Source organism: Sphingobium sp. B11D3B (assembly GCF_025961735.1).
In the GTDB taxonomy this organism is placed as follows: Bacteria; Pseudomonadota; Alphaproteobacteria; order Sphingomonadales; family Sphingomonadaceae; genus Sphingobium.
Window position 1 is genome coordinate 2,437,844 of sequence record NZ_JAOQOF010000001.1, and the last position, 17,131, is coordinate 2,454,974.

Here is a 17,131-nt window from a genome sequence, read left to right on the forward strand (position 1 = left end):
GAGCCAAAATCAGTCGGTGGATCGGAGGCAACATCAAAATCCAATGCCACCCTGTTTAGGTGGTCCCCCAGGTCAAGCGACGTCCAAGCGATAGCGTCCGCTGCCCGTTTCCAATACTGCTATGGGCTCTTGCCCGGACTTGATGCGTATCGACCGGTCTAGGGCAACATCTCGCCCGTCGCTCAGGACGCGGCGCCCCGCGGCAAGCGGCAGATGTATCTCAGCCCGCATGTTGGCGGGGATCGAGGCATCCAAGCGAAAACTTCCATCGGGGCGCTGCGTCCAGTTCACGCTAATAGGGCCTCGCGCGCTGCGATATTCGGCTCCGACACTGGGCACCCGTGGATCCATCAGGGGCGCAATGCGAACTGTTCGGAAGCCCGGCTCCAGCTCATCAATGCCCGCAATCCGGCGATAGAAGAAGGCCACGACCGCCCCGAGCGCATAATGGTTGTAGCTGTTCATCGCCACGTCGCCGGTGTCGCCGTTCCACCGTTCCCATATCGTGGTTGCGCCCTTGCTGACCATATAGCCCCAAGAGGGAAATGCCGTGCGCAACAGCAGATCATAAACGAGGTCGACAGCACCGATGTCGGCGATCGCATCCAGGCTCACCGGTGTCGCGAGGAAGCCGGTCGACAGTAATGTGCCACGCCGCCTGATATCTTCGACGAGCCTGGCGCCGGCCGCGACCTTCTGTTCCGCCGTCAGCATGCTCATCCGAATGGCGAGGATATAACTCGCATGGCTACCGTTTCCGATGCGGCCGTTCGCCTCCACGAAAGTCTTTTGAAACGCGCGCGCTGCCGCAAGCGCCTGAGCGCGATAATGTTCTGCCTTTTTGGTCTTGCCGATCGCTAAACCCATGTCCACCATCTGATCCAACGATCGTTTGAGCATCGCGGTGGCGACCAATGCTCTTGGCGTCGTCTCATCTGCGGGCTGATCGGCATCGAGCGACAGCCAGTCGCCAAAATTGGCGCCAAGCACTTTGCGCCAGATAAGGTCGGGGTTGTCGGCAATTACGCCATCGACGTATCGACACATGGCATCCCAGTGCTCTGTCACCATCGTGGTGTCGCCATATCGGCGCCAGCAAATCCAAGGGAGCATCACGCCAGCATCCGCCCAGCCCGGTGAAGCACCCGGCGCGCTACTCACGGTGGGCGCGAAGATCGGGAAAGCGCCCTTGGGCGTCTGAGCATCGCGCAGATCGCGCAAAAAGCGGCGTGTAAAGGCGGCCACATCCATATTGAAGGCGGCGGTATCCCAGAAGACTTGAGCGTCGCCCGTCCAGCCCAGTCGCTCGTCGCGTTGCGGGCAATCGGTCGGGATCGCGAGAAAGTTCGATCGCTGGCTCCAGAGCGTGTTCAGCCAGAGCTTCTGCACGACAGGATTGTCGATCTTCATCATGCCCGTTTCGGCCAACTCGCTGCGCATGACTATGCCCTCGATTGACCACTCAACGGGCGCACCTTCAACTTGTACGTATCGGAAGCCATGGAAGGTGAAGTGCGGTAAATAGACCTCGCCTTTCGCATCACCCCGCAGCGTGTATCGATCTGTGGCGTCTGCCCCTCGCAAGTTACGCTGGTCAACGCTCCCGTCGTCGTAGAGGATTTCGGCAAAGCGCATCGTGACAGTTTGCCCGGCTTTGCCCCGCAACTTCAGACGAGCCAGGCCCGCAAAATTTTGGCCGAAATCTATGACGGTCGCACCTGTCGGCAAAATGACAGATGCTTTTGGCTGAAGGATATTCGTAATGCGTATCGCGGGACTGGATTGTGCGACCAGCTTGCCTTGAGGCGCCTCCGCCTCCCAGCATCTGGTCCAGGTCGCGTCATTGAAGCCAGGCCGGTCCCAACCCGGCTGCTCCAGACGAGCGTCATAGCTTTCCCCGTCATAGAGATCCGACGCGATTATGGGAGACGGCGCCATGCTCCAGCCCGGACCTGTCTGGGCCGCGACTACACCATCAATCTCCAACTGAGCGATCAACCGCCGTGGTGCAGGGCCAAAGGCATAACGCCCGGCAGGTGCCATATAGCTCGCATACCAGCCGTCGCCTATCAGCGCGCCCAGAACGTTCTCGCCCCGCCCGATCAGGTCCGTCACATCATAACAGCGGTAAAGGATCGTCTTGCGGTAATCGCTGCTTTCAGACTGCAGGCGATCTTCGCTGACAGCATGGCCATTCAACCGCATCTCGTAAGCGCCCAGGGCGGCCACATAGAGCCGGGCAACTTTTGGTTTGCGCGTGGCCTTGAACATATGCCGCATCTGAATGGCTGGCGTGGCTGGCCATGCCGCGTGAGGCTGTGGCGACAGCAAGATCGGCGCATCCCATCCGTTAGACGATCCGGGAAGCCGCCAGCCATCGGGAGCACCGAGCGCTGTCTCCCAGCCGGCGGTTATCCGAGACAAGGTGCTTTCAGAGCGAGGCACCCTTATCTGCGCAGCGACACTGATCTCCTTTGCCGGCGTAAAATCGCGCGGGGGCAGCGCATGCATGGCGAGCATGTGAGCCCCGGCTTCCAACGAGACAACAAAGCGGGCGGCGCCTGGCGGACCGAAGGAACTTCTAGGATGGGCTGGCATCTCCAATGCCTTGCCGTCGATCGTCACCTCGGAGAGAAAACCCGATGAGAGCAAGGTGATGACCACGTCTCCGGCATTTTCAGTCGCGAAAGGCAATCGAAAGAGGCGGGGCTGCCCTTCTGGAGGGACTGGCGCGCCGTAGGACGGCAGTCCAGCCTCTCGATCCGCCTTGTCGACGACCCGCTCTGCAGCCAGCCAGGTTGCCGACCAATCGGTCGGCTCTAACAGCGCCATTTCCCAATAGGCGTTTTCGACGGCCGTCGCTCTTGCACCGCTGTCGTCCCAGATGCTCACGGTCCACCAAGCCCGTTGGCGGGAGGCAAGAGGTAAGCCGCCATAACGAATGCCGATCGATTCTGCGGAAGACACTCTGCCGCTGTCCCATAGGTCGGCTTTGCCGGCTTTGAGCGCAGCGAGGCTGGTGGCAACCTGAATGCGGTAAGCCTGCTGGGTTACTCCCCGGCGGCTGCCAACGATTTGCCACGATAAGCTCGGCGCTGCATCCGTCAAGCCGATCGGATTCGGTAATTGGGCTGCACGCAAGGCTGTGACCGTTAAGAGTTCCTGGGTCTTTGCGGCCAGTTCCAACGATCCCAAGGCGGCGGCACCTGCAACAGAACAACCAAGAAATCCACGTCGGTTAACAATCGTCATAGGGACGTCCTTATTTGCGGCACGCAGCCGTCCAATTTGCGCTAACCATGACAGCGTCATTGGAAAAGATGAACCTCAACGGCTCGAATAGGCACTGGCATGAAACCAGCCGCCCGCCACAGCAAAAGTTAGCTATTGGTCGACGCCCCCAAAAACGCCACTTCCCCCCGTGACGCTTTTCCGCCTCAGTCGTGCGTTCATTAATACGCACATCGCCACATGATGCACTTAAGTTCTTGTTAAAGCTAGAAGCTCAAATCGCAGCGATGCAACACGACACATGGCGGACACACCATTTGGTCACATCGCTGCAGCCGTGAAAGCGCTGCTATGATTTCGCTACAATAAGTAGCAGTCCAAAACCGTAGCATGACTCACCGCACCGATAGCCTTGTGGTTACCGGCGCGGGATGTGCGTCTCGTCAGAAGCGGAAGTCCCATCCGAGAGTGAAGGTTCGCCCGCGGCCGGCGAAGAACGCGAAATTGTCATTGGGGAGGCGGGTGTCAGAGCTATAGTCGATGTAGAATTTATCGAACAGATTCTGGACGCTCAGGCTCAGCCCGCCCAAACGGGTCTGATAGCGGACATTGGCGTCGGTGACGTTGTAGCCGCCGAAATTGTTGCGCTGATCTGGGTTCGCCTTCCCATGAAAGTTACGCGACAGATAGAATTGAGACTGTACGCGCGCGGACAGCGGCCCCTTGGCGTAGTTTATCGCCACGTTGATGCGATCGGGGGAGATGTTGGTTCCGTCCAGATCGGTATCGACGATGCCGTCCACCCGGTCGCTGTCGTAGCGGCCGATGAGATGGGCGTAACCTGTCGACAGCTTCAACCCGTCGATCGGAGTCTGGATACCCATGTTGATCTCCAGACCCTGGATCTCGACGCGCTGGCGTTGAACTTCGAAGATGCCATTCCCCGCCGCAATCAGCACCTGCCCCTTATTGCTGGACGACCAGAAATAGGCGACGCTCGCATCGAGCGGCCCGCGCTTCACCTCCGCGCCGATCTCGCGGTTGTTTGAGATCACCGGGCTGATGTCGAGGCCATTCACATCAAAGCCAGGCTCGTCCACCGATCGCGTGATGCGCCCGATATCTGCCATGGTGTAGCCCTCGGCGTAGCTGGCATAAGCGCGGATACCGGGCACCGGCTCCACGATCACACCGCCATTGAACAGCATCTCGCTGAAGCTCGGGCTGCCCCCTGCCACATCGACACCGCCATATGTGGCAGGGTTCAAACCATCATATGTGTTGGCGGCGAGCGTGTGATAATCGCTGATCTTCACCTTTGCATTTTCCCAACGCAGGCCGCCCGCGAGGCGCAGCTTGCCGTCGAGCAACTTCAGGTTTGCCTGCCCAAAGGGAGCGATGCCCTGAAATTCGCTGGGCGGCACCCAGATGCGATTGGTGGCGATCAACCGCTGTTCTGTCTTGTCATACAACGCGTCGACGCCGACCGTGGCTGTAAGCGCCTCGAAGCCCGGGAAAGCGCGTTCATAGCTGAACTTGGCACCCAGTTTGCGCGAGCGATTCTCCGACTGGTCGAACAGCGTGCCGATTGGCGCAAGAGCGGGATCCTGAAACGACGCGATCGGATTGGGATCACCGCCGAATGTATCATAGGTGCGATTGAAGAAAATCTGCGTCACCAGATTGCCGCCCCACATATCGCTGTCGGTGTATGACAAAGCGACGCTTTCAGTTCGATTTGCGGCGGGCTTGCCCGGGGGATTACCGCGTGTCGCGCTGGTGGGTACGCCGGTCGCGCGATTCCCCACCACGGGCACATAGCGGCCATAGCCGTTCAATTCATAGCGGTTGGCGGTGAGGTCGAGCCTGCCGGTATCGCCCACTTCCATGCCAATGCGCGCGAACAGGTTCAGCGTTTTGGAATCCTGGGTTTCACCCTGCGTAACGTTGACGCCGATCGGGCGATCCTGCGCATCATAGAACACGCCGCGCTTTTCGAAGGAAACGCCGAGCGTGATGTCGAAGATGCCGGACTTGTTCTGCACCAGCGCGGCGACCTTGCCGCCTATCCCTGCGTGTTCAAAGCCGTCCGCTGACGTGCCTTGAAGCAAGGCGCGGCCCGACCAGCCCTGCTGCTTCGGTGCGCCGACGGTCACCTGATTGACGATGCCGCCAGTGCCGCCGATGCCCTGCAGAGCGTTCGATCCGTAGATCAGCTCCACCCGATCGATGAAGAAGCCATCGATCGTGAAGCCGTCACGGCTGCCGTCGCGCAGCGGCGTGGATTGCGGGATGCCGTTAATGGCATAGAGCGGCGAACGCCCACGCAGCGTTTCGCCTGCGCCCGACAATTTGCCGCGCGTGGGCGAGAAGCTGGGAGTCAGAACCGCGACGGCATCAGTGACCGAGCCGGACATGGCGAGTTGCTGGTCCAGTGCCTGCTTGTCGATCACGTCAATGGTGAGCGGCAGGGCATTAGGCGGCAATATGGTGCGCGCGGCGGTTACGACGATCTGGTCGCTGGCTGCCATATCCGCATGGGCCGGCGCGCTGTCATTCTGCGCCAGTGCCGAACCTGCAGGCGCAGCGATAAGCGCGAAAAGGCTGACGCCTTTGGCAAGAGCGGTACGTATGATCATTCCCCTTTTTGTCATTTGACCAGGACAGGGCGCGCCGTTAACGCGAATAATTATCAATAACAACCCCTCTGTAGAGGAAGTGCGTTCGCCGTGGCCCGCTCGATCATTTTTCAACTGCACTGGTTCCTGGGCATCACGGCCGGGATTGTGCTGGCCATCATGGGCATCACGGGCGCCACGCTCAGTTTCCGGGATGAGATCGTCGATTTGCTGAGCCCCGGCGTGGTCACCCTGGTGCCGGATGGTCGGCCGCTGCTGCCGGCCCCGGCGTTGGCCAAAAAGGTTCTGAGCCAGCGGCCAAGCGCTGAGATCGGCCGCATCATCGTGCATGATGATCCAAGCAGGGCCGCGTGGATCAGCTTTACTGAAGGGGGCGAACGACAGACCAACTATGTCGAACCCACTACCGGCAGGCTACTCGGGTCTGGCCGGTGCGACGGCTTCTTTGAAGCGGTGACTGACATCCATCGCTATATGGCTCTGCCCGACGGAGGCAAGGGCTGGGGACGCCAGATTACCGGATTCGCAGCGCTCTCGCTGGTCTTCTTCGCCCTTTCAGGCCTCTACCTACGCTGGCCGAAGCGTCCCGTGGACTGGCGCGCGTGGCTGGTATTGGACCTGCGCATGTCAGGGCGAAATCTCTATCGCGCTCTTCATGCCGTGGTCGGAAGCTGGCTGATCCTGTTCTATCTGGTGTCGGCGCTTTCGGGACTGTGGTGGTCCTATGGCTGGTACAGCGACGGACTGACGCGGCTGCTGGCGGGGCCTGAACAGGCACAATCGTTGCCTCAGTCCCGATCGGACCACGCCGAGCCCGATATCGCTCTCGCCTGGCGCGGGTTCGAACGGGCGACGCAAGGTGCCTCCTATGCCACGGTCACCGCCAGCCTGCGCTCGAATGGGACAGTGCAGTTCCGCGCGAGGCACCATGACGCGCGGCATCATCGCGTGTCTGACGAACTGGTGATCGACGGCGTCACCGGCGCCGTCATCAGCGATGTCCCCTATGCCCAGCGATCATGGGGGCAGGACATCATCGTGAGCATCTACGAGATTCATCGCGGCGCTTATTTCGGGCTGATCGGGCGGATCGGCCTGACGATCTCCAGCCTTCTGATGCCGCTGTTCACGATCACCGGCTTCCTGCTCTATTTCACGCGGCGACGGCGCAAGCGCGCGCTATGGTCAACGATTCAGGACGTGACTGGAACCGAGAACGGCGCACCTGCTCTGCCGGGTGCGGAGGGCTCGTCCACCATCGTCGCCTTCGCCAGCCAGACAGGCACGGCGGAACGGCTCGCGCGGCTCACCGCCAGCGCGCTCCCTGGTGCTTCCGTCCTGCCCATCCGTTCTCTCAATGCGGTAAGGCTTGCTCGCACAGAAACGCTTCTGGTGGTCGCCGCCACCTATGGCGAAGGGGAACCGCCTGATCCGGCGCGCAGCTTCGCCCGCTGGATGCGCCGGCCGGCGCGGGATCTATCGCATCTGCGTTATGCCGTTCTGGCGCTGGGCGATCGCGAATACCCCGATTTCTGTGCGTTTGGCCATCATGTCGACCGATGGCTGCATGACGGGAAGGCCGCGCGGCTGTTCGATCTGGTGGAGATGGACGGGCAGGACGAGGACGCGCAACGCCAGTGGCAGCAACAACTCGGCGGGCTCGGAGCGCGCGTCGATCAACCGGATTGGGCACCAGCGCCAATGGAACCCTGGCGACTGATCGAACGGCGGGTGCTCAATCCCGGCAGCCACGGCGCCCCGGCCTGGCATATCGCGCTTGCCCCACCTGTGCCCGGTGTATCCCGCTGGCAGGCGGGGGATATTCTGGAGATCGTGCCGCGACAGAATTCGCATCGCATTATGCGCTACGCCGAATGCGCCGGCCTGGATCTGACGGAAACACTGACCGCGTTCCTCTCCACGCGCATCTTGTCGCCCCGCACGGAAGGTGCAACCGCCGTCGAGGCGCTGCGGCCGCTGCCCCACCGCGAATATTCGATTGCTTCAATCGCCGCTTCGGACCGAGTGGAACTGATCGTGCGCGAATGCGTGGCTGAGGATGGCCTGCCCGGCCTTGGATCAGGCTGGCTGACTGCCGGTGCGGCGATCGGCGACGTCATCGAGGCGCGCGTGCGGACAAATCCCGGCTTCCATCCGCAGGCGGATCCCTCGACGCCGCTGCTGCTGATCGGCAATGGCACCGGCCTGGCCGGCTTGCTGGCACATCTGCGCGCCCGTGAGGCGGAAGGCGGCGCTCCCATCTGGTTGTTCTGGGGTGAACGACATCCGGACCATGATGCATTCCACCGCGAAGAGCTCGACCGCCTTAAGGCGTTGGGCGTTATCGCGCATGCCGAATTCGCGTGGTCGCGCCAAGAATCCGAACGGGCCTATGTGCAGGATAGGCTTGCTGCTCGAGGGGCTGCTCTAAGGGCATTCATCACAGGTGGCGCCGCCATATACGTTTGCGGCAGCATAAAGGGCATGGCGCCGGCTGTGCATGAAGCGCTTGTCGAGATCGTGGGCGACGACGTGCTGGAAGCAATGGCAGATTCAGGCCGATATCGCCGCGACATTTATTAGAGAACCGGGGCGACTTCTCATACTGGCCATTCCCAGCTCAGTCGGAACGGATGAGTATATGGCAAATTACGAGGGTAGTTCCAACGGGTCTCCTATGGCCACGAAAGGGGCCATTCAGTGGCAGCTCGGCCCGCTTCGCGCCCATGGTTCGTCCGGCATTCCAGGCTTGGCGCTTGGTAAGGGCGGTTTCGGCTTCAGGCATCTCCGTGATCGTTCTCCAATCCCAGCGGCGATGGGACGAACGCTGGTCGGCGATGATGCGCACGAACAGTGCGGGGGCCTGCCGCTATCGACGGCTATTCCGCGCGGCATCCATTCACGCCCACTTGTATTGAGTTATCGTTTGTCGCCCTGAAAAATCGGATCGTCACAGTAAAGTTGAAGGAAGGCACTACTTGGCCGTTAATTCAGGTGACTGTCGTCTTCACTCTCTGGTCTAGAAGGCGACGTCGATCGTGATCGTGTCCTCATAGGTGCCGACTGGCACCGCCGTCTGCGACGTTTCGATTTCGGCGCGATAGGTGAAGCTCTGTGATGTCAATGAATCGTAAGTTCCTGCATTAGCATCGGCTTGGCTGCTACTGCGTCTCGCGCTTCCTTGGTCTCCCCAGCGGTCCGCGGATGATGCCGACTTGTAGATTTCGTAGCGGAGAAAGTTGTTGCCGGATTTCATGCGGCGCACGCCATTATCCGGGTTGCCGCCGTTGTTAAGGCCGACGGAGTAGGCAGACCCGGCGCTGCAGCGAATCTGGATGGTGCGCGTGACAGGATTGAAGGCGCTGACGATCGGGGCAGAGCCGAAATCGACGCTGGGGGCATTGATGATGCAGTCATTTTCGACAGTCAGCTCGATGTTCACCGTGACCGCTGTACCACTGCCCCAGTTGAGCGAAGCAAATGGGCCAGGGCGTATGAAGCCTGGGCTGTTCGAATAGTCGAGGCAGAGAGCGACTCCGAGCGAGCAGACCGAATAGTACCAGCGCAGATTGAGCGAACCTTTGTAAAGGCCAGCCCGCAAGCCTGCGGTCGGGGTAGTGCGGAAGTATAGCGGGATGGAACTGTTTACACCGGAAAACAGGCTGACGAGGCTGAGCGAGGAAAGATTGTAGAATGTTCCCACACCAAGGGCGACTCCGCCCGACGTGCTCGATACCGAGAACGATATCGAACTGTTCCCCGGGCCGGTCAACTGGAAACTCGATGCGGTGATATTGAGGCCAACATAATGGGTGGTCAGTGCCGCGAGCACAACGTCGCAAGAAAGGCCCGCCGCGCCGCTACCCGTCAGCGATGAAGCGGCAATGGTATAAGAAGACCGGCTGCCGAGGTTCGTTGTGGTCGCCCCGACCGTGCAGGCCTGCGCTGGTATCGCCGTGACCGCCGCACAAGCCGGAATCGCAAAGCAGCAAAGCCTTTTGATCATCGACATACATGCACTCCCGCGTCGGCAATGCTCTGAGTGTGCGCGCCGGCACGGATGTCGAGCGTGCATGTTTCACCGCCTGCTTGTGTGATGACGATGCGGTTCTGGTCGGCGGCGTCCTCGATGAACAGCAAACCATCCCAGCCGATATAGCTGGTCGTTGCACCGTTGATGCTGGCGACAGAGCCTGCCGGAACAGGGAGCCCCCGAGCATTGGTCAGCTTCGCCAAGAGGGGCCGCACTTGGCGGATAGGGAAGGTGATCACCGTGCCACTACCCCGAGCGACCGAGACGCGCTGTGACACCGTCGGGGTCCGCATGTTGCCAGGCAGGGAGAGAGGGTCGATCTCGTACTGCGCCTGATAATAGGCGCTGACCCACGGGATCAGGAGACGGCCCTGGCTATCGGTATGGCCAACAAGCTGGTTTTCATACCGCACCGGCACATCGGGTTCGCCTTCCGTGCTTACAAGCACAAATGAATCGGCGATGCGGTTTGCAGGAAAGAACGCGCCGTCCATCACGACCACGGTGCCGCTTATTCCCAGCCATGCCCTCACGGCATCGGCGCCATAAATGCCGCCACGAAGTTCTGCCATTGATGCGCGCCACGTCAGGTCTCCCCGCAGATAGGGTCTCGCGCCCGGTCGTCCGGTTGCGCTCCCACTCCAGCCAAGACCTCCTTGGCTCATGATCGGTCGCGCGTAGTCGATTTGCCAGCTTTCCGGCCCGCTCATGTCTTTCGCGAGACTTGCGGCCATGTTTCCTCGCTGGCCGCCTAAGTTGAACGAGAGAGTTACACCGCCGGACCAACCTCTCGCACCAATTTCTCTTGAAAGCGTCGCGTGGAGTCGGCTGCTTTGGACAAGCGGAACCGACCAGGAGACGTTCGCGAGCCGCGCATGGCGGACGGAGCCTGACTTCACATCGATATAAGCGAAGCCGAGGCTGCCGGCCCGCCCGAGCGACGCGCTGGATGTTGCGGAGAACAGCTGGCGAGCATGTGATGAGATGGGATGTTCGAGCGAGCCAAGGTCAGCGAAGTCTGCATCGCGGCGACTATGTCTGACGCCGATTGAAAAGCTTCGCGCCTGATATTCATAACCCAGACTTATCTCGCTGCCGCGGGTGCCGCCCCGATCACTCAGGCTGTAGGATGCGCTCAGAATGCCGAAGCGGCCGGCGCGCAGCACACCGCCCAAGCCTCCCAAGACGAACCCGGCTGTTGCCTCGGCACGCCCTTCGAGCGTGAGGGCATCACTCAGCCCGTGGCGCACGGCAGCGGTCGCCGCCATGCCGCCATAGTCAAAATTGCTGAAGCCGTAATTGCGCCGGAAAAGGCCAAGGGCACCTGCGTAGTCAGTCAATCCGGGCCGGAGAAGGGCGCTGCTCACGTAAAAGGGCATCGTGGTCGCGATGCTGCGACCGAGCATGTCCGTCACGACCAGATTTGCCTCTCCCTGGCCGCTGATCGGAGGCAGAGTTTCGAGAGAGAACGGTCCGGGGTTAACAGCCCCGCCGGCCACCCTCTGGTCGTTGACGAACAGGTCTATGGTGGAAGGGAGCGCGGCAGACCCGGAAAAACCGGGAACCGGGTAGGTGATTACGTCCGGTCTAACAAGGAAATCGCGCGAGTACTGAACGCCACCGAGCCTGACCGCCGATGCCCAGGGAAGACCGCGCGTGATGAAATCTCAAACCTCCAAGGTTGTCATGTGCTGTTCGCTGGAGGTCGCCCAGCGGCTGTCATATCGAATATACGGTTTGCCCTCGCTGCGCGCCACACCCGTGGTCGAAACGGTTCCAAAAGGTCCAAACACTCTGGCCTCGTGCCAGAGCGAAGCGTGCGGTGCGGTGCGCGCGCCGTCGGCGGCAAAGATCTCGTAATTGAAGAGCGCGCCGGTCCCACTGCTTGCCGGTTGATGAGCCGGCGCGCGGCCAAAGAGTTTTTGCTCCGGGAGATATCCGGGCGGAACGTTTATGCTCAGGCGCTGCTGCGCTGCATCATAGTGCACAGTCACGTCGGGAAGTGCGTCCAGGAACATCCGCGGTTCGATTTTGTCGGTAACGGGCAGGCCAAGCTGCCGCAGGTCATCCGTCCTCACCGCATAGCGCATTCCACTTTGCAAAACGGGTACGACCACACCGCTTGCCCGGCCGTTGATGACGAGTTCCAGCAGCAGCGTCTGATCATCCGGAACAATCCTGGCGGTTGGGGGCGGTGGCAAATCGCCGAAGGTCTGAGCCGGCTCGGCCATACCTGCGCCCTCCCAGGCAAACATGGTTAACAGACATGTGTGCCACGGGCCGCGTCTGCTCCGGGGGGTTAGGAAAAGCATGAGCCTATGAAGTTTCTAATCGTCCGCAAGCGCGAGTTGCGTGGGCGATCTGCCGTTCAGGGATGCCACCAGTGTGTCGGACACTTCGATCGTCTCATCCAAGGGCCACCGGACGGTCGAACGCGGCAACACGTAGCCTAGCAGGCCTTTCGACACCGAGGAGGGGAGCGCCCCGTGCACGAATGCCACGTCGAGCAGGCGGGCGTGGATGTCACCCCGGTTCGTGACTTCCAGAAAGCGGCCGTCGTCGTCCTGCCCGACCCGCCAATGCAAATCCGGCATAGTCTCCGGCGACCTCGTTTCCGTGACCGGAAGGACCTTCGTCGCTGACGCATAGGAGAAAAGCGGGAGTGAATAGCGCATCCGGAAACTGAGAGATTGCCCGACGTGCTGCGTCCCGATTGACAGGACGACAGGGATTTCATCCACAATCACGCGGTAGGATGCTTCGGGCTGGGCAGGGGGCGGCGTGGTCCGCGTCAGCCGCACAAGCTGTCGCTGCCCCGGTGCAATCGTGACGATGGGGGGCGTGCCGATCACATCATCTTGCGCCGCGTAGACATTGCGACCTTGCTGCTGGGCCCATGCGAAAACGCGAACCTGTAGCGTCACCGGGGCATCACCTCGGTTCTCGAACCAGAGCGCTGCAGCCTGTTTGTCTGGCTCGATCACTGGATTGACCGGCCACAGCAGGACCGATGAAGGCTGCTGAGCGATCGCGGGAAGCGAAACCGCTGCCAGGGCAAAAGCCGATAATGTCCTGATCATGATCAATCGTTCCTGAAACGCGGGTCACCACTGCAAGGTGACCGTCAATGTGTCAGTGTAGTCTCCTGCGGGCAGTCCGCCTGGGAGCATGAGCCGCCCGTAAACGGGCAAGTGAACGTCATTGCTGTTTCCGCTCGTCACGACCATCGCGGTGCCTGCACCAATGGCGACGGGTTGATTGCAAGTGGCGTCGGAACAAACGACGTAAGCGATGCGCGCAGCGTTGTTGCCGCCGAGCTGAAGGTGCCGCGAACCCGCTGCAGCATGATGCCCCCCGTCAATCGACATGGTGACATTTGCGCCCGGCGTGCAGCGCAAGGTAATGGACTGGCTACCCCCCAGGCTGGCTGTGTGTGTCGCCATCGAGAAGGTTGAATCCTCGCCGAAATCGAGCAGGCCAACAGCACTCGCAGACCCGCTGCCGCCAAGACCGCTGACGAGACATCCTGCCGTGATTGTAGCGGCCACCTGAAACTGGGCAGTGGTTTCAGCCGTCGCAGGCTGAAACCAGCATGGCGCGGCCCCGAGGAGGGATAGAGCGATTCTGATCGGCTGGCGTTGCATGGGCTTTCACTCCATCTCCGCTCGCTGACTGAACCGTTACAGTTCCAGCGTGACCGTGATCACATCGGAATAGGCACCCGGAAGAAGTCCCGCCTCCCCGAAGGCCCGGCCGTAGACGTTCACAGTTTGCAGTGCCCCGGTACTCGCAAGCGTGATCGAGTCGCCGATGGGGATGACCGTGCTGCGTCCCGCATCTGAATAGAGGTTGTAGGTCACATATTGCCCGGCCTGCGCCTGATTGGCCATCGCTCGGAGACCCGCGCCAGCGCCCTCGCCATCATTCTGACCGGCATTGAAAGTCAGAACCGGTGCGATGCCCGAGCTGCATTGAATTTCAAAGGCGCTGCCGCCGTTCATCACCTGTCCGTCAGCCTGTGTGAACAGCGTATTGTGCGAACCGAAGTTGAGCGATCCAAAATCTGCGGCGCTCGATCCGTCATCATGGCTTTGGCCATTGATGACGCACCCGGCTTCAAGCGTGATATTTGCATCGATCGTGCCGTTGATGTTCGCCAAGGACGGCGCAGCAACCGCGCCGATAAGACCTGCGGACATCAAACCGTGAAAGCAACGTCTCCACATCTGCCTTCTCCCTAACAAAGGGCCGCGCCGTTCTCAGCTAGCGGTTTCTCCTAGCGCCTATTGTCAGAGTAATAGGTAAATTATCAGTTAAGCGGCTAAAAAATAGGGAGAAATCGAAAGGCGGCTTCCGTCTGATATTTTCTGCGTCGGCATTAATACATGGTCAAGCTCATATTCTCACGACGCTTACTCGATCTGAGCCCGGCAAGAGTTAGAGACATGCAATTGCATGGTCCAGGCGTTCACTCAACAATGTACGGTTGGGCAATCCAGTGAGGCTATCGTGACGCGCGATGTGTTCGATCTGGCGCTGCGCTGCCTTGGCGTGAGTCAGATCCCGGACGGCCAGAACTTTCGACGGGCGTCCTCTATACTCAATTTCATGAACTCCAACCTCGAACACCCTGTTTGAACCCTGCCCCCGCAGCACAGCCTCAACGGGACTTTCTCTGAGTTCGCTTACCGGGCAACCGTCCTCCGCCACCATCAATCTATCGGGGTCGAGGTTAAACAAATCCTCAACGCTTACCCCTACCCATTCTGCAAAGCGGTGATTGGCCTCGACGACCCTGCCTTCGCGCATGATCACAATGCCTTCGAGTGTCGCATCGGCGAAGCCTTTTAGATCGGTCAGATAGCGATCGATCAGTGTTGCGAAACCCGTAAACAGGATAACGATTAAGGTTGAGCCTGCCGTCGCTCCAATCAGCCAGGCCCGACTTGAGCCAACCTCGACCGACGGGAGAGTCGGATCGAATATGAGCGTCGTCGCGGACATTCCCGTGAAGTGAAGGGCGCAAACGCCGACAATCGATGCAGTGGCAGCGCCTAGAATATGCCAAAATCGAGGCATGCGGCTGAAGGCAAAAAATGCGAGTGTGAAGAGCGCCATTGCTACAGCGGCACTCACGCCAACTGTCGTCCAGTCATACTGGATGTTCGCCTGAACCTGAATTCCCGCCATGCCTGTGAAATGCACGACGCCTACAGCAGCGGTGAGTGTCATGCCCGCCACGACGCACCGACTTAGAGAAAACGTTCCCAGAACCATGAGCGCGATCCAGCATCCAGCGACGGCAATCGCCGCAGATATTATCGTCGGGGCGGAGGCATACCCAATTGGCAACCGACCCCTGTATGCAAGCATCGCAACAAAGTGTGTCGCCCAAACACCCAGTCCTCCAGCGATGGCTTCTATTAATAGCCAAACTGCACGCCGTTGTTGCTGGCACTCCTGCGCGCGTTCGAGCGCGAGAAAGAACGCGAGACTTCCGATTATCCAGATCCCGGCGGCCACTCCGATGACTAGATGATCATGCTCTGTCCAGATGCACTCGATTACCTGAAACATACGCCCCCCTTACGTCGCAAAAAAAGGCATGATCGGGTTTATATGTGGTAAATTCGACCACGAGACCGAATACTGCAGGACAAGCCTAATTAAATTTCTTCATAATTTTTCGGCGAGTGACGTTGGCGAGTGTGCGCCGCCTAACTGAGATCGAATTATGTTTGCTAGAGACGACTTCCGGTGACCTCTTGTCGACATACACCACCACAGACCATCCGCCGCATTCGTTAAGTCGACTTCCACTAGCCAAAGTTACTAGGGTCGAACCCGTAAGACGACACCGTTTATCCGAGTTTCTGCTACTCCATTTTTGCGGCGATAATTTGCCTTTCAGATCGTCGTAATTGAGGCCATCGGAGGCTTGCGAATTGTCCTCCGCTTTTAGCCGAACCTACCATTCGACTGCTAACCCACGAAGGCAGGTGAGTGCCAGTTCGCGTCATTAAAACGGAACTGAACGAATGGCCGCTTTCGTGATGCTCGTTCAACGATTTGAACGTCCGAGATGGCGGCGAAAGCCCCCTGCTCATCAACTGCTAAGCGCGCGCTGGACATCGCCCTCGAAGGTCGAAATGGAAGCGTCCGCCATGATCTCATTCAGGGACGCCGGGCGTCTCTGCAAACGAGACACCGGAGCGACAGTCAGCCCTAGTGGAAGAGATGTTGCAGATCATGGCGCGCAGTCCAGTCAGGACCTCACGGCGCGTTTACAAACTCATATCCGAACACATGCTGCGCTTTATATCTTGATGAAGTGCGAGGCTGACTGCGCTGCTTTTGCGCCGTCTCCTAGAGCAGTTGCGATCAGACCCTCGAAACCGGAGCGGACATCGCCTGCAGCGAAACAACCCGGGACAGAGGTCTGCATGTCAGAAGCGGTTACCACGCGTCCCTCGTTGTTCAGTTCAACAAAGGCTTGGACGCAGTCGGTATTCGGCGCTTGACCGATGTAAGGAAAGACGGCGGCGGCGGATATGTTCCGTCCACCTTCCAGGATCACCGACCTCAGCTCAGTATCGCCCGCAATCGCTACAACCCGGTTATTGGCAAAGATCTTCACATTCGGCAGCGCTTCGATGCGTCTGACCTGCGAGCGACGCGCCGTAGGCCGAGGTCCTTGATGGATGATGGTGAGCGCCGCGGCATGCTCAGCGAGCAAGGCCGCTTCATCGAAGGCCGAGTCGCCTCCGCCAACGACGACCATATCCTTGCCGCGGAAAAACGGCCCGTCGCAGGAAGCGCAGTGAGAAACGCCCCGGCCCAAGAAAGAGGCTTCTCCGGGCACGTCGAGCGCCTTTCGGCGCGACCCCGTCGCCACGATCACCGTTCTGGATCGCAATTTCGTTTCAGCGCAACGAAGGAGGAAGTGGCCGTCGCTCAGCGAGACGGCCTCAACCGTGTCGACAAGAAAGCGCGCGCCGGCATTTTCCGCCTGAGTTTGCAACGCCGGCCCTAGCTCGTAGCCCGCGATACCCTCCGGGTGACCTGGCGCGTTCATGATGCGGTCTACGGTCGCGATCTGTCCGCCCGCTGCCAGATGCTCGATGACGACCGTCTCCAGCCCCCATTCCGCGGCGGTTGCGGCAGCGCTGAGCCCGGCAACGCCGGCGCCGATCACTACTAGGTCAAGGGTCTCGCTCATGGTCGCGTT

The 17,131-nt window shown here is 60.0% G+C and carries 11 protein-coding genes; 1 reads left to right on the top strand and 10 read right to left on the bottom strand.

Translation table 11 applies throughout. The annotated features are described in order from the left end of the window. Window positions 1-72: 72 nt before the first annotated feature. Both M2333_RS11405 and M2333_RS11410 read right to left on the bottom strand, forming a co-directional pair. The gene (locus M2333_RS11405; protein WP_264611830.1) at window positions 73-3,252 is read right to left on the bottom strand and encodes an alpha-L-rhamnosidase; all 3,180 of its coding nucleotides are present in this window, start codon (window positions 3,250-3,252) and stop codon (window positions 73-75) included. Between the two features lie 422 nt (window positions 3,253-3,674). Next, window positions 3,675-5,870 carry a TonB-dependent receptor gene (locus tag M2333_RS11410; protein WP_264584175.1) on the bottom strand — a complete coding sequence of 732 codons (2,196 nt, stop codon included), beginning with the start codon at window positions 5,868-5,870 and terminating at the stop codon, window positions 3,675-3,677. A 147-nt stretch (window positions 5,871-6,017) separates the two neighbouring features. Between M2333_RS11410 and M2333_RS11415 the strand changes: the two genes are divergently transcribed. Then, window positions 6,018-8,453, top strand: a complete 2,436-nt coding sequence (locus M2333_RS11415) for a sulfite reductase flavoprotein subunit alpha (protein WP_264611831.1) — start codon at window positions 6,018-6,020, stop codon at window positions 8,451-8,453. 436 nt (window positions 8,454-8,889) lie between these two features. Here the strand turns inward: M2333_RS11415 and M2333_RS11420 are convergent, their stop codons facing one another. The 8 genes from M2333_RS11420 to M2333_RS11455 all read right to left on the bottom strand — a co-directional run bounded on the left by M2333_RS11420 (window position 8,890) and on the right by M2333_RS11455 (window position 17,122). Continuing rightward, window positions 8,890-9,882, bottom strand: coding sequence for a spore coat U domain-containing protein (locus tag M2333_RS11420; RefSeq protein WP_264611832.1), 993 nt, complete (start codon window positions 9,880-9,882; stop codon window positions 8,890-8,892). Continuing rightward, window positions 9,873-11,402 carry a fimbria/pilus outer membrane usher protein gene (locus tag M2333_RS11425; RefSeq protein ID WP_264611833.1) on the bottom strand — a complete coding sequence of 510 codons (1,530 nt, stop codon included), beginning with the start codon at window positions 11,400-11,402 and terminating at the stop codon, window positions 9,873-9,875. Before M2333_RS11425 ends, M2333_RS11420 begins: the two co-directional genes overlap by 10 nt. A gap of 168 nt (window positions 11,403-11,570) precedes the next feature. Then, complete coding sequence (locus tag M2333_RS11430) at window positions 11,571-12,134, bottom strand: hypothetical protein (protein WP_264611834.1); 564 nt, start codon at window positions 12,132-12,134, stop codon at window positions 11,571-11,573. Between the two features lie 96 nt (window positions 12,135-12,230). After that, window positions 12,231-12,983, bottom strand: a complete 753-nt coding sequence (locus tag M2333_RS11435; RefSeq protein ID WP_264584171.1) for a molecular chaperone — start codon at window positions 12,981-12,983, stop codon at window positions 12,231-12,233. A gap of 24 nt (window positions 12,984-13,007) precedes the next feature. Next, complete coding sequence (locus M2333_RS11440; RefSeq protein ID WP_264584170.1) at window positions 13,008-13,547, bottom strand: spore coat U domain-containing protein; 540 nt, start codon at window positions 13,545-13,547, stop codon at window positions 13,008-13,010. 36 nt (window positions 13,548-13,583) lie between these two features. After that, complete coding sequence (locus M2333_RS11445) at window positions 13,584-14,102, bottom strand: spore coat U domain-containing protein (RefSeq protein ID WP_264611835.1); 519 nt, start codon at window positions 14,100-14,102, stop codon at window positions 13,584-13,586. Between the two features lie 238 nt (window positions 14,103-14,340). Next, window positions 14,341-15,480, bottom strand: coding sequence for an MHYT domain-containing protein (locus tag M2333_RS11450; RefSeq protein WP_264611836.1), 1,140 nt, complete (start codon window positions 15,478-15,480; stop codon window positions 14,341-14,343). 739 nt (window positions 15,481-16,219) lie between these two features. Next, on the bottom strand, window positions 16,220-17,122 hold the full coding sequence (locus tag M2333_RS11455) for an NAD(P)/FAD-dependent oxidoreductase (protein WP_264611837.1): 903 nt from the start codon (window positions 17,120-17,122) through the stop codon (window positions 16,220-16,222). Window positions 17,123-17,131 lie beyond the last annotated feature (9 nt).